Source organism: Streptomyces sp. NPDC032198 (assembly GCF_040636975.1).
Lineage (GTDB): Bacteria > Actinomycetota > Actinomycetes > Streptomycetales > Streptomycetaceae > Streptomyces.
Map to the genome: position 1 here is coordinate 68958 of NZ_JBEZVL010000004.1, position 17212 is coordinate 86169.

Genomic DNA, 17212 nt, shown 5'->3' on the forward strand with positions numbered 1-17212 from the left:
TCTGAGCCACTTGCTCCACAGTTCAAAGGGGAACTGAAATGCCGCTCGTCGTAGTCGGGGTCAGCGTCGTGATCCTGCTGTTCCTCATGACCCGCCTGAAACTGAACGGCTTCGCCGCCCTCCTCGTGGTGGCCGTCGGAGTCGCGCTGGTGCAGGGGATTCCGGTGGCCACGATCCCGGACGTCCTCTCGGAGGGCATCGGCGGCCAGATCGGCGACACGATGCTCGTCATCGGGCTCGGCGCCATGGTCGGCCGCGTCATGGGGGACTCCGGTGCCGCCCAGCGCATCGCCAACAAGATGCTGGACGCGTTCGGACCGCGCTGGGTCCAAGTGGCCATGGTCGTCACGTCCATGCTCATCGGCGTCACCATGTTCTACGAAGTCGCCTTCATCATCATCGTGCCCATCGCGTTCACCCTCGTACGCGTCACCGGCGCGAAGCTGCTGTGGATCGGGCTTCCGATGTCCATCACGCTCTCCACGATGCACAGCTTCCTGCCGCCGCATCCCGGCCCCACCGCCGTGGCCGCGACGTTCCACGCCTCCGTCGGTCTGACGCTGGTCTACGGCCTGTTCATCGCGATACCCGCCGGCGCGCTGATCGCCCTGGTGTGGCCGAGGCTTCCGTTCATCAGGGCGATGAATCCCTCCATCCCCAAGGGCCTGGTCAGCGAGCGCGAGTTCACCGACGCGGAGATGCCGGGCCTGGGCTGGTCGCTGACCGTGGCCCTCTTCCCCGTCGTACTGATCGCCGGTGCATCGGTCACCGAGATGGCCACGTCGGGCGAGAGCCCGTTCCTGCACTTCGTCGCCTTCATCGGCTCGGCACCGATCGCCCTGCTGCTGACCCTCTTCCTGGCGGTCTGGGCGTTCGGGCCGCGCATCGGCCGCAGCCTGTCCGACGTCAGCGCGTCCTGTACGTCGGCTGCCCAGGCCATGGCGATGATCCTGCTGGTGATCGGTGCGGGCGGCGCCTTCAAGAACGTCCTCGTCGAAGGGGGCATCTCCGACCACATCAAGGACACCACCGACAGCTGGGCCATCTCACCGCTCATCCTCGCGTGGCTCATCGCGGTGATCCTGCGCATCGCCCTGGGCTCCGCCACGGTCGCCGTCGTCACCGCCTCCGGCGTCGTACTGCCGCTCCTGGCGGGCAGCGGCGTGCACCCCGAGATCCTCGTGCTCGCCGTCTCCTGCGGATCGATCGCCTTCTCCCACGTCAACGACCCCGGGTTCTGGCTGTTCAAGGAGTACTTCAACCTCTCGGTCATCGAGGCCATCAAGGTCCGCACCACCTATACGACGGTGCTCGCGATCCTCGGCCTCGGCGGCGTCCTCGCGGTGGAGTGGGCCCTGGACGTCCTCAGCCTCTGACGTCCCTTCGGCGTCTCTTCAACTCGCATGTCCCTAACCCAAGGAATCTCTGATCATGAACAGGCAGCCGACCGTCACCGCGTTCAGCGTCTACCCGGTCGCCGGCCGGGACTGCATGGAGCTCAACCTCTCCGGCGCCCACGGCCCCTACTTCACCCGCAACATCGTGGTCCTGAAGGACTCCGAGGGCCGCACCGGCCTGGGCGAGGTGCCGGGCGGCGAGAAGATCACCCGGACCCTGCGCGACGCCGAGTCCCTCGTCGTCGGCGCCCGCGTCGGTGACTACAAGCGCGTCCTGCGGGAGATCGGCGACCGTTTCGCCGACCGTGACGCGGGCGGGCGGGGCGCCCAGACCTTCGACCTGCGCACCGCCGTCCACGCCGTGACCGCCGTCGAGTCCGCGCTGCTCGACCTCCTCGGCCAGCACCTGGAGGTGCCCGTCGCGGCGCTGCTCGGCGACGGACAGCAGCGCGACTCCGTCCGCGTCCTCGGCTACCTCTTCTACGTCGGCGATCCCGACCGCACCGATCTGGACTACGTCCGCGAACCGGGATCCCCCGTCGAATGGCACCGCGTCCGGCACGAAGAGGCCCTCTCCCCCGAGGCGATCGTCCGGCAGGCCGAAGCCGCCTACGACCGCTACGGGTTCCGGGACTTCAAGCTCAAGGGCGGCGTCCTGGAGGGTGCCGACGAGGTCGCGGCCGTCCGCGCCCTGAAGGCCCGTTTCCCCCAGGCCCGCATCACCCTCGACCCCAACGGTGCCTGGTCCCTGCGCGAGGCGATCGACCTGTGCGCCCCCCTGACCGACACGCTCGCCTACGCCGAGGACCCCTGCGGCGCCGAGGGCGGCTACTCGGGCCGCGAGGTCCTTGCCGAGTTCCGCCGCGCCACGGGTCTCGCGACCGCCACCAACATGGTCACCACCGACTGGCGGCAGCTCACTCACGCCCTGGCCCTGCAGTCCGTCTCCATCCCCCTGGCGGACCCGCACTTCTGGACCATGCAGGGCTCCGTACGCGTGGCGCAGCTCTGCAACGCGATGGGACTCACCTGGGGCTGTCACTCCAACAACCACTTCGACATCTCCCTGGCCATGGTCACCCACTGCGGGGCCGCGGCCCCCGGTGACTACAACGCCCTGGACACCCACTGGATCTGGCAGGAGGGCCTGGAGCGCCTCACCACCGCCCCGCCCCGCATCGTCGACGGGGAGATCGCCGTACCCGACGCCCCGGGCCTGGGCGTCGAGCTCGACATGGACCGTCTCCTGGCGGCCCACGACCTCTACCGGCAGAAGGCCCTGGGCGCACGCGACGACGCCACCGGCATGCGCTACCTCATACCCGACTGGCAGTTCGACAACAAGCGTCCCTGCCTGGTGCGGTGACGGCCGCGGTGCGCATCCTTCACTTCCCGGACCGGGACGCTCCGCGGGATCGTGTCTGTGCGATGAGTACCTCGACGCCGTCCAGGAACCGCTCGAGACCGAACTCGAAGAGCGTACTCAGCTCCAGATCGAGCTGGGCGGAGCCCTGGGCATGGCGATCCTGGGCTCCGTCGGCGCGGCGGTGTACGGCCGCGACATGAGAGAGGCTCCCGGCCGGGGTTCCGCAGGCCGACGCGGTACGCGAAACCCTGGGCGGGGCGACGACCGTGGCCGCGCACCTCCCCGCCGCGACAGCGGACACCGTGCTGACGGCCGCGCGTGACGCCTTCACCCACGGGATGGGCTACGCCGCGATCGGCGCGGCCACGGTCATGGCCACGGCGGGCCTCTTCTCCCTCGCCCTCCTGCGCGGGGCGGGCAGCACCAGCCCCTCGCCCGCCCCACACGCCTCCTTGGACCTGACGGAGGCGGAAACACCCCCGGCCGACCCGTCCGGATCCGCCGTCACCACCGGGGTGTGAGCCCCGCAGTAGCTGCATCAGAGCTGGTCAGAACGGTGATCATCAGACCTGGTCGCAGCCCGCACGACCGGGCTTCGTAAGATCGTGGGTGAGTACGCGGACGCCCAGACCCCGGGCCGCCGATGCTGCCCGCGCCCCTGCCGACCGCACGGGCGACCGTGGCAACTCCTGCCCTCTGTCACCCCGCCGTCCGGGTCTCCCGGCGGCTGAAGTCCGGAACGTCCTTCTCTTGAGCACCGACGAAATCATCGAGGCGCCACCCGCGCCCGCCCACCCACGTCCGCTTCGCCCCGTCCGCACCCGCGTCCTGCCCCGCCTCGTGGGCCGCGCCCCCGCTCCGCCGCCGACGGGCACCGCCCTGCACAACATCAGCGCCGTCACCGCCGTACTGCTGGCCCTGGTCGCGGTCGGTTCCGTCGTGCACGAGCCGGTCCTGATACCCCCGCTGGCGGCATCCGCGGCGATCGTGCACAGCGTCCCGCGGCTGCCGCTGGCCCAGCCGCGCAGCGTGATCGCGGGCCATCTGCTGTGCGCCGGGGTCGGTTACGCGGTCCTCGGCGCGCTGGGCGGCGCCCCGTGGGCCGCGGCGCTGGCGGCGGGCATCGGCCTGGCCGTGATGACCGTGGCGCGCACCCCGCACTCGCCGGCCTGCGCCACCGCCGTCGTGATCGTCCTGCACCATCCTCGGCCCATGACCTTCGTGCCCCTGCTCGCCGGGGCGGTCGTCGTGGTCGTCCTCGCGGGGTGGGCCGTTTCGTGTGCCCGTCCCAGTGCGCCGCGCTATCCCGCGTACTGGTGGTGATCTTGATCGGTTGTGCGAAGGCACGAGGGCGTGGTGATGTTCTTGGCGTGACCGCGCGGCATGGGCACGGATGAATCCGGGCACCTGCGCTGTCGTGCGCGGACCGCACACGCAGAGAGACGAGAAGGGATCCCCGATGGCAGCGGCCAAGACAGTGACGTTCCCCTCCGGTGTGAGCGTGCCCGCCCTGGGCCAGGGCACCTGGCACATGGGCGACGACCGTTCGCGCCGCGCCGAGGAGCTGGCCTCGCTCCGCAGGGGCCTGGACCTGGGCATGACGCTGATCGACACGGCCGAGATGTACGGCAGCGGCGCCGCGGAGGAACTGGTCGGCGAGGCGATCCGCGGGCGGCGTGACGAGGTGTTCCTGGTGAGCAAGGTGCTGCCGTCGAACGCCGACGCCCGCGGCACCGTCGACGCCTGCCACGCGAGCCTGCGCCGCCTGGGCACCGACCGGATCGACCTGTACCTGCTGCACTGGCGGGGCGGTGTGCCGCTCTCGGAGACCGTCGAGGCCCTCGAAGGGCTGGTGAGCCGCGGCAGCATCGGCGCCTGGGGCGTGAGCAACCTCGACGTCGACGACCTGGAGGACCTGCCCGATGGCGCCCTCCCGCAGACGAACCAGGTCCTGTACAACCTCACCCGCCGCGGCCCCGAGTACGACCTGTTCCCGTGGTCCCGCGCACGCTCGGTGCCGCTGATGGCCTACTCGCCGCTGGAGCAGGGGCGCCTCCTCGGCCGGCAGGCCCTGGAGTCCGTGGCGTCGGCGCACGGGAGCACGCCGCTGCAGGTGGCGCTCGCCTGGGTGCTGCGGCACGACGACGTCATCGCCATCCCCAAGGCCTCCACGACGGCGCACGTGGAGGAGAACCACGCCGCCCTCGACATCACCCTGACGGACGAGGACCTCGAGGCCCTGGACGCCGCGTTCCCTGCGCCGGCCCGCAAGCAGCCGCTGGAGATCCTCTGAGGGGCACGGGGAGCGGCACGGGGAGCCCCCGTCCGTGCCGCTCAAAACCGGCCGCGGCCATCGGCCCCGATCCGGAAACCTCCGCCAGTGGACGTGTGCGCTCCGGATGTCCGGGCACTCGCTAGATCCGTCCGGTCCTGCGCATGCCTACCCGGGAGTGTCGCTCTAGGGTGAATGCCGGGGCCCGCTACGCCCCGGGGCTGCCGGCCTCGGGCCCTACTGGAGGCCGTACATGCCCCTCGCCGCAAGCGGAACCACGTCGCTGATGCTGATCGTCGGCGTGGTGATCGTCGTCGGACTGCTCGCTCTCTTCTGGTTCGGACGGCGACAGGTCACCCGACGCCCCAACCCACCGCAGGAGCCCCAGCCGCGCGCGGATTCCTGGGAGGAGCCCCACGGCGGCCCTCCGCAGTCGCGCTAGGCGTCCCGAGGAGGAACGGCATGCCCATCGCCACGGTCAACCCCGCCACCGGTGAGACGCTCGAAACCTTCGAGCCGCTTGAGGACGCGGAGGTCAAGCGCCGTGTGGCGGCGGCCCACACCGCGTTCGGCGAGTACCGCACCAGCACCTTCACCGAGCGTGCCCGGTTCATGAACCGGGCGGCCGACCTGCTGGAAGAGGACAACGCGTTCATCGCCCGGACCATGACCACCGAGATGGGCAAGCCCATCAAGGCGGCCAGGGCCGAAGCGGCCAAGTGCGTCAAGGCCATGCGCTGGTACGCCGAGCGGGCCGAGGAGCTGCTCGCCGACGAGCACCCCGCGCAGGCCGACGTGGAGGACTCCGGCGCGAGCCGGGCCATCGTCCGCTACCGCCCGCTCGGCGTGGTGCTCGCCGTGATGCCGTGGAACTTCCCGCTGTGGCAGGTCGTACGGTTCGCGGCGCCCGCCCTCATGGCGGGCAATGTCGGCCTGCTCAAGCACGCGTCGAACGTGCCGCAGACCGCGCTGTACCTGGAGGACCTCTTCCGCCGCGCCGGGTTCCCCAAGGGCTGCTTCCAGACACTGCTGATCGGCTCGGGCGCCGTGGAGAGCATCCTGCGCGACGAGCGGGTGGCCGCGGCGACCCTCACCGGCAGCGAACCGGCAGGCCGTTCGGTGGCGTCCACCGCCGCCGACGAGATCAAGAAGACCGTCCTGGAACTGGGCGGCAGCGACCCCTACCTCGTGCTGCCGAGCGCCGACGTCGAGCGCGCCGCCGCGACCGCGGTGACCGCCCGGGTGCAGAACAGCGGGCAGTCCTGCATCGCCGCCAAGCGCTTCATCGTGCACACCGACGTCTATGACAACTTTCGCGACCGATTCGTCGCGGGCATGCGGGAGTTGACCGTCGGTGACCCGGCGAGCGAGGACACCGACGTCGGCCCGCTCTCCACCGAACAGGGCCGCAGTGACCTGGAGGAACTCGTCGACGACGCGCTCGCCCGCGGCGCCACCGCGCTGTGCGGCGGACAGCGGCCCAAGGAGCAGGAGCGGGGCTGGTACTACTCCCCCACGGTCCTCGCCGACGTGACCGAGCAGATGCGCATCCACCGGGAGGAGGCGTTCGGCCCGGTGGCCACGCTCTACCGCGTGGCGGACCTGGACGAAGCCGTGACGCTGGCCAACGACTCGCCGTTCGGGCTCAGTTCCAATGTGTGGACCCGCGACGACGCGGACATCGAACGCTGCGTGCGGGACCTCCAGGCGGGCGGCGTCTTCTTCAACGGCATGACCGCCTCCCACCCCGGCCTGCCCTTCGGCGGCATCAAGCGCTCCGGTTATGGACGGGAGTTGGCGGGCCACGGCATCCGCGAGTTCTGCAACGCCACGACGGTGTGGTTCGGCCCGTCGGAAGCGAAGGGCTGAGTACGCCGGCTAGGGACGGTGCCGGCCGGCGCTGATGCCGGCCAGGATGAGGTCGATGCCGCCGAGGAACTCCGTCCGGTCGTCGTGATCGCGTAGCCGGTCGGCGACGCTGCGGAGGAACACGTACTCGCCGGCGTCGAGTTCGGCCCACGCGGTCGCGGCGGCGTCGAGGAACTCGGTGCGGCCCGTGTCCGGCCGACGCGCCTGGTGGGCGCGGGCGTCGGCCGCGTTCTGTCCGCCCACGCCGAGGATGTAGTTCAGGAGCGCGCACGCGGCCGTGAAGGTGCAGCGCGGCGCCCTGCGCCGGCTGCTGCTCGACTCACTTCCGGCCGGCACCGTCCGGTGGGCCCACAAGGTCAGCGGCGTCCGCACCCTCGGCGACAGCCGCCACGAAGTGGCCTTCGCCGACGGCACCACTGCCGTCACGAGCCTGCTGATCGGCGCGGACGGCGCCTGGTCGCGAGTCCGGCCGCTGCTCTCCGACGCCAAGCCCGAGTACATCGGCAGATCGTTCGTCGAGACCTATCTGTTCGACGGGGACGCCCGGCACCCGGCCGGCGCGAAAGCAGTCGGCGGCGGGTCGCTGTTCGCGCTCGCACCGGGCAAGGGGATCCAGGCCCACCGGGAGAGCGGCGGGACCCTGCACACCTATGTGGCGCTCACCAAGCCGCAGGACTGGTTCGCCGCCATCGACTTCACCGATGCCGCGGCGGCCACCGCGCGGATCGCGCAGGAATTCGAGGGCTGGGCGCCGGAGCTCACCGCGCTGATCACCGACGGCGAGACCGCACCGGTGCTGCGCACCCTCAACGCCCTGCCCACCGGGCACCGGTGGGACCGCGTGCCCGGTGTGACCCTGCTCGGCGACGCCGCCCACGTCGCGGCCCCGAACGGCGAGGGCGCCAACCTCGCCATGTACGACGGCGCCGACCTCGGCAAGGCCATCGCCACGCACCCGGACGGCATCGAGGCCGCACTGACCGCGTACGAACAGGCCATGTTCCCCCGCAGCGCCGCGGCCGCCGCCGACGGCGCCGAGCTCCATGAGCTCCTCTTCGGCGAGGACGCGCCCCATGGCCTGATCACCATGTTCACCGGAGGCGAGTAGCCCCCGGCACACGGCCTCAGTGGCCCGGCAGCGGCGGCTCGCCGTGTTCTGCGCCGGTCAGGCGCAGCTGGAGCTGTACTTCCTGGTCCCCGGACGCGGTGCCGTTGGCCGAGACGACGAAAGCCGATTCGAGCGTGGCACGCAGGCGGTCCACCGCCACCGGACTGCCCTGCAGGTCGGCGGTGACCGGCCCCGCCAGCAGCACCCCCCGGACCGGCCCCGTGCTCTCGGCGGCGATGAAGGCTCCGGTCCAGACGGCGGGACGGGGCTGCTCCGTCCGGTGGGGCGCCTCCTCCCCGCGGTCGGAGGGGAAGTGGGCCCGCAGCACCCCGAAGACGGCGTCCGCGTCGGCCGCGGAACACTCGCCGAGGACCACTTGCACCAGGTCCGGGGAGTCGGACTGTGCGGTGGGGGCGGTCGGGTCGGGTGTGTCGTTCACGCTGTGCTCCAGTGGGTTCGCGGGGCCTGATGTGTGATCACGGGTACCCGATGTGGGGGCAGGTATCTCAGAGGGCGGCCGGCAACAGCACCTCAAGGTCGCAGCGGCTCTCAGAGCTCGCGCAGCGCGGGCAGCAGCTTCTTCTCCGCCCAGTCGATGAAGGGGCGCTGCTGGTCACCGCCCACCTGGACGAGGGCGACCTCTGTGAAGCCCGCGTCGACGTAGGGGCGTACGGCGTCCACGAAGGCGTCGACGTCGTCGCCGCACGGGATCTGGTCCGCGATGTCCTGGCGGGTGACGTACTGGGTGGCGCCCGCGAAGCCGGAAGGACCGGGAAGTTCGGAGTTGACGGGCCAGCCGCCGACCGACCAGCGGAACTGGTCGTGCGCGCGGGCGACGGCCGCGTCCTTGTCGGTGTCGAAGCAGACGGGCAGCTGGCCGACGCGCGGCTTGCCGGTACCGCCGTGCCGGTCGAAGGATTCGATCAGGTCGGCCTTGGGCTCGGTCGCGATGACCAGGTCGGCGAGGCGCCCGGCCAGCGCGCAGGACCGCCCTCCGGAGACCGCCACTCCAATGGGCGGCAGCTCGTCGGGCACATCCCACAGGCGGGCGTTCGCCACGTCGAAGTGGGTGCCCTGGTGGTTGACGTTGTCGCCGGTGAACAGCGCGCGGATGATCTCCACCGCCTCCTCGAGCATGTCGAGGCGGACCTGCGGTGAGGGCCAGCCCTCGCCGGTCACATGCTCGTTCAGGTTCTCGCCCGAGCCGAGGCCGAGCCGGAAGCGGCCCTCGGAGAGAAGCTGCATCGTCGCGGCCTTCTGCGCCACCACGGCGGGGTGGTAGCGGACGGTCGGGCAGGTCACGTACGTCATGAGCGGGATCCGTGAGGTGGCCTGCGCCGCCGCGCCCAGGACGCTCCACGCGTAGGGCGCGTGGCCCTGCGAGTCGAGCCAGGGGAAGTAGTGGTCAGAGGTGACGGAGAAGTCGAACCCCGCCTGCTCCGCCGCGACCAGGTCGTCGACGAGGGCTCGGGGGCCCGCCTGCTCGGTCATCATCGTGTAGCCGATTTGCACCATATTTGTACGCTTTGCCGAACGGCTCCCGCTGAAACATCACCGTCAGCGGACACGTGAGTCTGCTGCCCACGCCACGCGGGGCCACTCGGGTCACCTCCGGCCGTCTTCCGGCGGCACACCGGTCCAGCGGCCCTACTTCCAGTTGTACGCGTAGGCGGCGACCCAGGTGATCTCCAGCTGCGCGCTGCTGCCGGGCGCCGCCCCCGGGCCCTCCAGCGCGCTCTCGTTCTGCAGGACCCAGGACAGTGGCTGGTCCGGCACGCCCCGGGTGTCCTGTCCTGTCTCCTGTCCGTCCACGAAGAAGCGCACCCGCCCCGGGGTCCACTCCGTCGACACCGTGTGCCACTCGGTCCACTCGTCGGCGCCGCGGAACGAGCCCTGTTCGCCGCCGCCGCAGGGATGGTGGAAGGCGGTCAGGGATCCGGCCCAGTTGCCCTCGGGGTGGTCCATCTCGCAGCCCCCGCCGTAGTGCAGCCAGGCCGACTTGTATCCGGGGGCCGGCTTGGTCACCTTGATGCGGGCGCTGTACTTGCCGTACTTCATCTGCATGACGGCGCGTGGTACGACCGCGGCGGCGTGGACCGGGCCTCCGTCGGACGGCCGCCACATCCGTATGCGCATCCGGCCGTCGCCGTCCTGCGCAGGGCCCACGCTCACGGTGTCCTCGGGGTGGTAGACGCCGACGACGTCACGGCCCCGGTCGTTGGACGTGTCGCGCCAACCGGTGGGGTAGGCCCACCAGTTGTCGCGGTAGGAGCCCTTGAGACCATCGCAGTACGCGGCCGAGGTGTCGGCGTGATGGTCGCAGTCGCTGAACGCGCCCAGAGGCACCCGGTCGCCGTTGAAGTCCTCGGCGACGACCTGCCAGAACGGCCCGCAGTCGCCGCGCGGCAGCTCGGTGCCGGCGCTGCCGCAGGCGTCGGCCGGCTGCGGCGCTCCCCCCGCGCTCGGGATGGACAGCAGGGCGGCGAGCAGTGTGGTGCCGAGCGCCGCGAACACGACCGGCCTGCGTCGTTTCGCCGCCGCGTGTGTTCCCATCGCGATGCCCTTCCTCCCGGCCGCGCGAGGCCCGCCGTACCCCTCTCGCGAAGGGGGTCATCCTCGCGGAGGCCCCGAGGTCCCGCCATCCCCTCGGCGCGACGTACCGCCAGCGGTCCGGACGGCCCTCTCCCGCATCGGCCCAGCGGTCGCTGCCCGGCCGTAGACAGTTCACCAGTAGACGGCCGACTCCCGGTACCAAGGAGTGTCCCCCGCCACCGTGGGCACCCGGAGGAGCAACCGAATCCCGGGAGGATCCATGCAGGTTCCCGACGGCATGGCCGCGCTCGCGTACAAGGGCGTGGAAAGCACGCCGACATGGCTGATGATCCCGATCCTTCTGCTCATCGTGATCGGGATCCTGCTGGCGTGGCGGGAGAGCCGGAACAAGTAGCTCCGCTCCGCTCGGCCGCGACCGGGGAACGCGCCGAGCGCGTGAACTGGTGTACGCGTCCGGACCGTTGGGACGTAGGTTGTGCGTTGAACAGTCACGCACGCCTCGGTGGAAAGACGGACGCTACCCATGACCGACCACGCCACGACGCCCGGACCTGCGGCGCAGCAGAAGATCGACTCCTCGGTGCCGCACTCGGCCCGCATCTGGAACTACTGGCTGGGCGGGAAGGACAACTACCCCGTCGACGAGGAGGCGGGCGACGCCTACAGCTCCGTCTTCCCCGGCATCGTCACCGTCGCCCGCAGCAGCCGCGCCTTCCTGCGCCGCAACATCACCTATTTGGTCTCCGAGGCGGGCATCGGTCAGTTCCTGGACATCGGGACCGGTCTGCCGACCGTGGACAACACCCACGAGGTGGCCCAGCAGCTCGATCCCTCGACGAGGATCGTGTACGTCGACCACGACCCGATGGTCCTCGCGCACGCCCGCGCCCTGCTCACCTCCACGCCCGAGGGCGCGACCGCGTACGTCGACGCCGATCTGTCCGACCCCGACCGCATCCTGGCGGCCGCGGCCGAGACGCTCGACCTCTCCCGCCCCACCGCGCTGATCCTCAGCAACATCCTGGGCCATGTCGCCGACTACGACCAGGCGCGCGCCATCGTCACCCGCCTGATGGAGGGCCTGCCCTCCGGCAGCTACCTCTCCATCAACGACGGCTCGCGGGGCACCGACGCCGACTACGAACAGGCCCAGGACGCCTACAACGAAACCGGTGCGGTCCCCTACTTCCTCCGACCCGTCGACCAGATCGAGGCGTTCTTCGACGGCCTGGAACTCCTGGACCCCGGCGTCGTCTCGGTCCCCCTCTGGCGCCCGGCCCCCGACGCCCCCGCCCAGGACCCCATCGGCGAACACGGCGGCCTCGCCCGCAAGCCGTGATGGCCTGACGTCGTGACGCCGTGACGGGGCGGTCTCGCGGGCCCGGGGCTCGCGGGGCCGCCCCGCCTGCACGCGCCCGGCATGCCGGAACGTGTGTCCTGGCTCAGGCTGGTTACGCGGTCACACCGCAGACCACGCGTCGACAAGGGAGCAGCACCATGGGGACCGATGTGTTCCGCTCGGAAGTGCCCCTGACGGTGAACGGCACGCCGTGCCGCCCCACCGTCGACAACCGTTCGACGCTGCTGGACGTCCTGCGCGAACAGCTGGGCCTCACCGGCGCCAAGAAGGGCTGTGACCACGGCCAGTGCGGTGCCTGCACCGTCCTCGTCGACGGCCGCCGCGCCAACAGCTGTCTGCTGCTTGCCGTCGCCCACGAAGGGTGCGAGATCACCACCGTCGAAGGGCTGCACGCCGAGGACGGCAGGGGCCCGCACCCCGTACAGCGTGCCTTCCTGGAGCGTGACGCCTTCCAGTGCGGCTACTGCACCCCCGGCCAGATCTGTTCGACCGTCGGCGCCCTGGCGGAGGCCGCGGCGGGCAACGCATCGCACGTGACGGATCCGGGCGCGGACACCGGTGCCCCCGTGGAGCTGACCAGGGACGAGATCCGTGAGCGGCTCAGCGGCAACCTGTGCCGCTGCGGCGCCTATCCGCACATCGTCGAGGCCGTCGAGGACGTGAAGCCGTGAAGCCCTTCCGGTATGTGCGCGCCTACAGCATCGAAGAGGCGGCCGCCGCCCACGCGGGCCGCCCCGGCTCCCGCTATCTGGGCGGCGGCACCAATCTCGTCGACCTGATGAAGCTGGGCGTCGAACGCCCCGGGACGCTGATCGACGTCAGCAGGCTGCCGCTGGACACGGTGGAGGAGCTGCCCGACGGGTCCGTCATGGCCGGCGGGACGGTGCGCAACAGCGATCTCGCCGCCCACCCTCTCGTACGGGACCGCTACCCCGTGCTCTCCCAGGCGCTCCTCGCGGGGGCGTCGGGCCAGCTGCGCAACATGGCCACGACCGGCGGCAACCTCCTCCAGCGCACCCGCTGCCCCTACTTCCAGGACCTGAGCAAACCGTGCAACAAGCGCGAGCCCGGCACCGGCTGCGGCGCACGGGACGGCGTCCACCGCGATCACGCGGTCCTGGGCCACTCACCGCAGTGCATCGCCACGCACCCCTCCGACATGGCCGTCGCGCTCGCCGCGCTCGACGCCCAGGTGGAGCTGCACGGCGTACGGGGCCGGCGCACCCTGCCCGCCGCCGAGTTCCACCGCCTGCCCGGCGGCCGCCCGGACCAGGACACCGAGCTCGCACCCGGCGAGCTGATCACCGGCGTGCTGCTGCCTCCCGGGTCCGCGAGGCTGCCCTCTGCCTACCGCAAGGCCCGCGACCGTGCCTCGTACGCCTTCGCGCTGGCCTCGGTGGCGGTGGTCCTGGACGTCGAGGACGCCGTCGTACGCCACGTGCGGATCGCGTTCGGCGGCCTGGCCCACCGGCCCTGGCGTGCCCGGCAGGCCGAGGAGATGCTGCTGGGCTGCCCGCCCAACGACGAGGCGTTCCTGCGGGCCCTGGACGCCGAGCTCGCCGCGGCCGAGCCGCTGCGGGACAACGCGTTCAAGGTGCGCCTCGCCCGCAACCTCGCGTGTGACGTCCTCGGGCGCCTCGCGGCAGCGCCCCCCGCGTCCTGAACCCAGCCCCCGCCCGACCTCCGCTTCCAGGGAGAACCCCATGCCGGACACCGTCAGCGCCCTCGGGGCGCCCGCCGAGCGCAGGGAGGGCCCCCAGAAGGTGGCGGGGGCCGCCCGGTACGCCGCCGAGCACACCCCCGAGGGATGCGCCTACGCCTGGCCGGTGCCCGCCACGGTGGCGCGCGGCGCGGTCACCGCCGTCGACGACACCGCGGCCCGTGAGCTGCCCGGCGTCGTCGAGGTCCTCACCCATCTGAACGCGCCGCGCCTGGAGAAGCCGGACGACGCGACGCTGGCCGTACTGCAGGACGCGCGGGTGCCGCACCGGGGCTGGTACGTCGCGCTCGTCGTCGCCGACAGCCTGGAGGCGGCACGCGAAGGCGCGGCGGCCGTCCGCGTCACCTACGCCGAGGAACCGCACGACGTCACCCTGAAGGCCGATCATCCCGAGGCCTATGTTCCGGAGGACGAGGACGGCACCTCGGGAGAACACGTCCGCGGCGACGCGGAGGGCGCGTTCGCCTCCGCTCCCTCCCGCGTCGACGTCTCCTACCGGGTGCCGCCGCTGCACAACCACCCCATGGAGCCGCACGCGGCCACCGCCCGGTGGCAGGACGGGCGGCTGACCGTGCACGACAGCAGCCAGGGCGCGACCACCGTCCGCGACGTCCTGGCAAAATTGTTCGCTCTGCCCAAGGAGCAGGTCACGGTCGTCTCCGAGCACGTCGGAGGCGGCTTCGGCTCCAAGGGCACGCCACGCCCGCACGTGGTGCTGGCCTCCATGGCCGCCCGCGTGACCGGCCGGCCCGTCAAACTCGCGCTGCCGCGGCGCCAGTTGGCGGCCGTGGTGGGCCACCGCGCGCCGACCCTGCACCGGGTGCGGCTGGGGTCGGAGAGGGACGGCAGGCTGACGTCGGTGATCCATGAGGTGACCACGCACACCTCGCACGTCAAGGAGTTCGTCGAGACGGCCGCCGCCGCCACGCGCGTCATGTACCCCTCGGCGCACGCCCGCACCACCCATCGCGTGGTGCCGCTCGACGTGCCGAGCCCGTCCTGGATGCGCGCCCCGGGCGAGGCCCCCGGCATGTACGCACTGGAGTCGGCGATGGACGAGCTCGCCGCGACCCTGGGCATCGACCCGGTGGAGCTGCGCCTGCGCAACGACACCCACACGGAGCCCGACACCTCGAAGCCCTTCAGCAGCCGCCACCTCGCCGAGTGTCTGCGCGAGGGCGCCCGGCGCTTCGGCTGGTCCGAGCGCGACCCCCGCCCCCGCTCGCGCGCCGAAGGACCCGTCCTGGTGGGCAGCGGGGTCGCCGCTGCCACCTACCCGGTGGTCGTCGCCCCGTCCCAGGCCAGCGCCCACGCCTACCCGGACGGCAGCTTCGTGGTCCGCGTCAACGCCACCGACATCGGCACGGGTGCCCGCACCGTGCTCGCCCAGGTCGCCGCCGACGCGCTCGGCGTCCCGCTGGACTCCGTACGCACCGACATCGGCAGCAGCGACCTGCCGTCCGCGCCGCTGGCGGGCGGTTCCTCGGGGACGGCTTCCTGGGGCTGGGCCGTCCACGAGGCCTGTACGCGGCTCGCCACACGCCTGGCCGGACAGCAGGGCCAGCAGCTGCCCCCGGAGGGTGTCGGCGCCAGCGCCGACACCGCGGGGGAGGCCGACGCGGACAGCGACTACGCCCGGCACTCCTTCGGCGCCCACTTCGCCGAGGTCGGCGTCGACACGGTGTCCGGTGAGGTCCGGGTGCGCCGGCTGCTCGGGGTCTACGCGGCCGGGCACATCCTCAACTCCCGTACCGCGCGGTCGCAGTTCATCGGGGCGATGACCATGGGCATCGGCATGGCGCTGACCGAGGGCAGCACCATGGACGCGGCCTTCGGCGACTTCACGGAGGCCGACCTCGCCGCCTATCACGTACCGGCCCACGCGGACGTGCCCGCGATCGAGGCGCACTGGATCGACGAGGACGACTCCCACCTCAACCCCATGGGCAGCAAGGGGATCGGTGAGATCGGCATCGTCGGAACGGCCGCGGCCATCGGCAACGCGGTGCACCACGCGACCGGCCTGCGGCTGCGTGAACTGCCCCTCACGCCGGACCGGGTGCTGACGGGCGGTCTCTGACCCGCAGGGGTGCAGGACGCGCGGTGGTCATACCGCGGCCCGCTTCTCCCGCGTCCAGGCCAGCAGTTTCTCCGCCGTCCAGGTCGTCACCACGCGCTCGGCGGGCACCCCGCACTCCTCGGCCCGCGCGCACCCGATCACCTGCCAGTCGAGTTGCCCCGGCGCGTGCGCGTCGGTGTCCACGGAGAACAGCACTCCGGCGTCCACGGCCCGGCGCAGCAGCCGGCGCGGCGGGTCGAGCCGCTCCGGCCTGCTGTTGATCTCCACCGCCGTGCCCGCGGCGGCGCACGCGGCGAACACCTCGTCCGCGTCGAACTGCGACTCCGGCCTGCCGCGCCCGGTGACCAGGCGTCCGGTGCAGTGGCCGAGCACGTCCGCCCGGGGGTTGCTGACGGCGGCGACCATGCGCCGGGTCATCGCGGCGGCGTCCATGCGCAGCTTGGAGTGCACGGAGACGACCACCACGTCGAGCTGGTCGAGCAGCTCCGGCTCCTGGTCGAGCGAGCCGTCGTCGAGGATGTCGCACTCGATGCCCGTGAGCAGCCGGAAGGGCGCCCAGCGCTCGTTGAGGCCGGCCACCACCGCAAGCTGCTCGCGCAGCCGCTCCGGCGACAGGCCGCGCGCGATGGTCAGCCGCGGCGAGTGGTCGGTGAGCACGGCCCACTCGTGGCCGAGCGCCTGGGCCGCGCGCCCCATCTCCTCGATGGGGCTGCCGCCGTCGGACCAGTCGGAGTGCAGGTGGCAGTCGCCGCGCAGCAGCGCCCGCAGATCGGCGCCGCCCTCGGCGAGCGGCGCGTCCGCCTCGCCCTCGAGCCGCTCCAGATATCCCGGCACATCGCCGTTCAGCGCCTCGCGGACCACACCGGCGGTCTTGGGGCCGATCCCCTTGAGCGACTCCAGGGACCCGTCGGCGACGCGCCGCGCGGCCTCACCGTCGGCGAGAGCGCCCACCACCGCGGCCGCGGTGCGAAAGGCCCGCACACGGTAGGTCGGGGCACGGCCGCGCTCCAGCAGGAAGGCGATCCGTTCCAGCGCCTCGACGGGATCCATCAGCACCTCCGGCCGTCGGGGACCACGACGGCGTACGTGTGCTTCCAGCGTCGCCCACAAACGGCGGCGGGGCATGTGAGGGCCGGAGCCCTCCCCGCCCCCGGGTGGGGCCTACGCCGCGGGTTCGGCGGAGGGCTCGTCGGGCATGGCCGCGACAGGTCCCCTGAAGTCCAGCACGGCCTCGGCTCTCTGCTGGGTCTCCTCGGCGGCCTTGCGGGCTGTCGCGAGGACGTCGCCGTGCTCCTGGACGAGGGTTTCGTAGATCGGCGCCTCAGCGGCGTCATTGGCTGGCATGACCAGCAGCTCCTTGGTCGGGTGACTGTAATGGTTCAGTTCGGCCGCAGGCGGCCGGTCCGCGACCTTACGCTGCGCGTGCGGGCTTCCGCAGTCCGGGGTCGACCGCTGAGACGGCCGCCCCGGTGAACCCGGGAGGGCCC

At 71.9% G+C, this 17212-nt stretch carries 17 protein-coding genes and 2 pseudogenes; 13 read left to right on the top strand and 6 right to left on the bottom strand.

The window, feature by feature from the left end; all coding sequences use genetic code 11:
* Nucleotides 1–38: 38 nt before the first annotated feature.
* The 7 genes from AB0E78_RS11220 (at nt 39) to AB0E78_RS11250 (ending at nt 6904) form a co-directional block, all read left to right on the top strand.
* The gene (locus AB0E78_RS11220) at nt 39–1376 is read left to right on the top strand and encodes a gluconate:H+ symporter (protein ID WP_361830604.1); all 1338 of its coding nucleotides are present in this window, start codon (nt 39–41) and stop codon (nt 1374–1376) included.
* 55 nt (nt 1377–1431) lie between these two features.
* Entirely contained in the window at nt 1432–2763 is a 1332-nt protein-coding gene (locus tag AB0E78_RS11225) for an enolase C-terminal domain-like protein (RefSeq protein WP_361830606.1), read from the top strand.
* A gap of 266 nt (nt 2764–3029) precedes the next feature.
* Entirely contained in the window at nt 3030–3284 is a 255-nt protein-coding gene (locus tag AB0E78_RS11230; RefSeq protein ID WP_361830608.1) for a hypothetical protein, read from the top strand.
* A gap of 229 nt (nt 3285–3513) precedes the next feature.
* Nucleotides 3514–4086 (top strand): HPP family protein, encoded by a 573-nt coding sequence (locus AB0E78_RS11235; RefSeq protein ID WP_361830610.1) that lies wholly within the window; start codon nt 3514–3516, stop codon nt 4084–4086.
* 136 nt (nt 4087–4222) lie between these two features.
* Nucleotides 4223–5056, top strand: coding sequence for an aldo/keto reductase (locus tag AB0E78_RS11240; RefSeq protein WP_361830612.1), 834 nt, complete (start codon nt 4223–4225; stop codon nt 5054–5056).
* Nucleotides 5057–5288: 232 nt separating this feature from the next.
* A complete protein-coding gene (locus AB0E78_RS11245) occupies nt 5289–5477 on the top strand; it encodes a DUF6479 family protein (RefSeq protein WP_361830614.1) in 189 nt (62 codons plus the stop codon).
* A gap of 20 nt (nt 5478–5497) precedes the next feature.
* Nucleotides 5498–6904 (top strand): NADP-dependent succinic semialdehyde dehydrogenase, encoded by a 1407-nt coding sequence (locus tag AB0E78_RS11250; protein ID WP_361830616.1) that lies wholly within the window; start codon nt 5498–5500, stop codon nt 6902–6904.
* 9 nt (nt 6905–6913) lie between these two features.
* Here AB0E78_RS11250 and AB0E78_RS11255 read toward each other — a convergent pair.
* Nucleotides 6914–7186, bottom strand: a pseudogene (locus AB0E78_RS11255) (TetR/AcrR family transcriptional regulator); the annotation flags it as partial.
* Here AB0E78_RS11255 and AB0E78_RS11260 point away from each other — a divergent pair.
* Nucleotides 7185–8012, top strand: a pseudogene (locus tag AB0E78_RS11260) (FAD-dependent monooxygenase); the annotation flags it as partial. The pseudogenes AB0E78_RS11255 and AB0E78_RS11260 overlap by 2 nt on opposite strands.
* A 16-nt stretch (nt 8013–8028) precedes the next feature.
* Here the strand turns inward: AB0E78_RS11260 and AB0E78_RS11265 are convergent.
* The 3 genes from AB0E78_RS11265 to AB0E78_RS11275 form a co-directional block, all read right to left on the bottom strand.
* Nucleotides 8029–8451, bottom strand: coding sequence for a hypothetical protein (locus AB0E78_RS11265; protein ID WP_361830618.1), 423 nt, complete (start codon nt 8449–8451; stop codon nt 8029–8031).
* A gap of 110 nt (nt 8452–8561) precedes the next feature.
* The gene (locus tag AB0E78_RS11270) at nt 8562–9527 is read right to left on the bottom strand and encodes an LLM class F420-dependent oxidoreductase (protein ID WP_361830620.1); all 966 of its coding nucleotides are present in this window, start codon (nt 9525–9527) and stop codon (nt 8562–8564) included.
* Between the two features lie 132 nt (nt 9528–9659).
* On the bottom strand, nt 9660–10565 hold the full coding sequence (locus tag AB0E78_RS11275) for a glycoside hydrolase family 16 protein (RefSeq protein ID WP_361830622.1): 906 nt from the start codon (nt 10563–10565) through the stop codon (nt 9660–9662).
* A 259-nt stretch (nt 10566–10824) separates the two neighbouring features.
* Here AB0E78_RS11275 and AB0E78_RS11280 point away from each other — a divergent pair, with 259 nt between their 5' ends.
* From AB0E78_RS11280 to AB0E78_RS11300, 5 genes are all read left to right on the top strand, one after another.
* Nucleotides 10825–10959: a hypothetical protein gene (locus AB0E78_RS11280; RefSeq protein WP_361830624.1), complete on the top strand. Its 135-nt coding sequence runs from the start codon at nt 10825–10827 to the stop codon at nt 10957–10959.
* Nucleotides 10960–11088: 129 nt separating this feature from the next.
* Complete coding sequence (locus tag AB0E78_RS11285; protein WP_361830626.1) at nt 11089–11904, top strand: SAM-dependent methyltransferase; 816 nt, start codon at nt 11089–11091, stop codon at nt 11902–11904.
* A gap of 158 nt (nt 11905–12062) precedes the next feature.
* Nucleotides 12063–12596 carry a 2Fe-2S iron-sulfur cluster-binding protein gene (locus AB0E78_RS11290; RefSeq protein WP_361830628.1) on the top strand — a complete coding sequence of 178 codons (534 nt, stop codon included), beginning with the start codon at nt 12063–12065 and terminating at the stop codon, nt 12594–12596.
* Entirely contained in the window at nt 12593–13588 is a 996-nt protein-coding gene (locus AB0E78_RS11295; protein ID WP_361830630.1) for a xanthine dehydrogenase family protein subunit M, read from the top strand. The genes AB0E78_RS11290 and AB0E78_RS11295 overlap by 4 nt, the downstream gene beginning before the upstream one ends.
* Nucleotides 13589–13628: 40 nt before the next feature.
* Complete coding sequence (locus AB0E78_RS11300; protein ID WP_361830632.1) at nt 13629–15725, top strand: xanthine dehydrogenase family protein molybdopterin-binding subunit; 2097 nt, start codon at nt 13629–13631, stop codon at nt 15723–15725.
* 27 nt (nt 15726–15752) lie between these two features.
* Here the strand turns inward: AB0E78_RS11300 and AB0E78_RS11305 are convergent, their stop codons facing one another.
* Nucleotides 15753–16775 (bottom strand): PHP domain-containing protein, encoded by a 1023-nt coding sequence (locus tag AB0E78_RS11305; RefSeq protein WP_361830633.1) that lies wholly within the window; start codon nt 16773–16775, stop codon nt 15753–15755.
* A 111-nt stretch (nt 16776–16886) separates the two neighbouring features.
* Entirely contained in the window at nt 16887–17069 is a 183-nt protein-coding gene (locus AB0E78_RS11310; protein WP_361830635.1) for a hypothetical protein, read from the bottom strand.
* Nucleotides 17070–17212: the final 143 nt, after the last annotated feature.

What these genes read in the sequence shown, in the direction of transcription:
- AB0E78_RS11270 (WP_361830620.1), bottom strand. Translation starts at nt 9,527, where the DNA reads ATGGTGCAAATCGGCTACACGATGATGACCGAGCAGGCGGGCCCCCGA.
- AB0E78_RS11280 (WP_361830624.1), top strand. Translation starts at nt 10,825, where the DNA reads ATGCAGGTTCCCGACGGCATGGCCGCGCTCGCGTACAAGGGCGTGGAA.
- AB0E78_RS11220 (WP_361830604.1), top strand. Translation starts at nt 39, where the DNA reads ATGCCGCTCGTCGTAGTCGGGGTCAGCGTCGTGATCCTGCTGTTCCTC.
- AB0E78_RS11225 (WP_361830606.1), top strand. Translation starts at nt 1,432, where the DNA reads ATGAACAGGCAGCCGACCGTCACCGCGTTCAGCGTCTACCCGGTCGCC.
- AB0E78_RS11240 (WP_361830612.1), top strand. Translation starts at nt 4,223, where the DNA reads ATGGCAGCGGCCAAGACAGTGACGTTCCCCTCCGGTGTGAGCGTGCCC.
- AB0E78_RS11290 (WP_361830628.1), top strand. Translation starts at nt 12,063, where the DNA reads ATGGGGACCGATGTGTTCCGCTCGGAAGTGCCCCTGACGGTGAACGGC.
- AB0E78_RS11275 (WP_361830622.1), bottom strand. Translation starts at nt 10,565, where the DNA reads ATGGGAACACACGCGGCGGCGAAACGACGCAGGCCGGTCGTGTTCGCG.
- AB0E78_RS11245 (WP_361830614.1), top strand. Translation starts at nt 5,289, where the DNA reads ATGCCCCTCGCCGCAAGCGGAACCACGTCGCTGATGCTGATCGTCGGC.
- AB0E78_RS11300 (WP_361830632.1), top strand. Translation starts at nt 13,629, where the DNA reads ATGCCGGACACCGTCAGCGCCCTCGGGGCGCCCGCCGAGCGCAGGGAG.
- AB0E78_RS11250 (WP_361830616.1), top strand. Translation starts at nt 5,498, where the DNA reads ATGCCCATCGCCACGGTCAACCCCGCCACCGGTGAGACGCTCGAAACC.
- AB0E78_RS11305 (WP_361830633.1), bottom strand. Translation starts at nt 16,775, where the DNA reads ATGGATCCCGTCGAGGCGCTGGAACGGATCGCCTTCCTGCTGGAGCGC.
- AB0E78_RS11285 (WP_361830626.1), top strand. Translation starts at nt 11,089, where the DNA reads ATGACCGACCACGCCACGACGCCCGGACCTGCGGCGCAGCAGAAGATC.
- AB0E78_RS11310 (WP_361830635.1), bottom strand. Translation starts at nt 17,069, where the DNA reads ATGCCAGCCAATGACGCCGCTGAGGCGCCGATCTACGAAACCCTCGTC.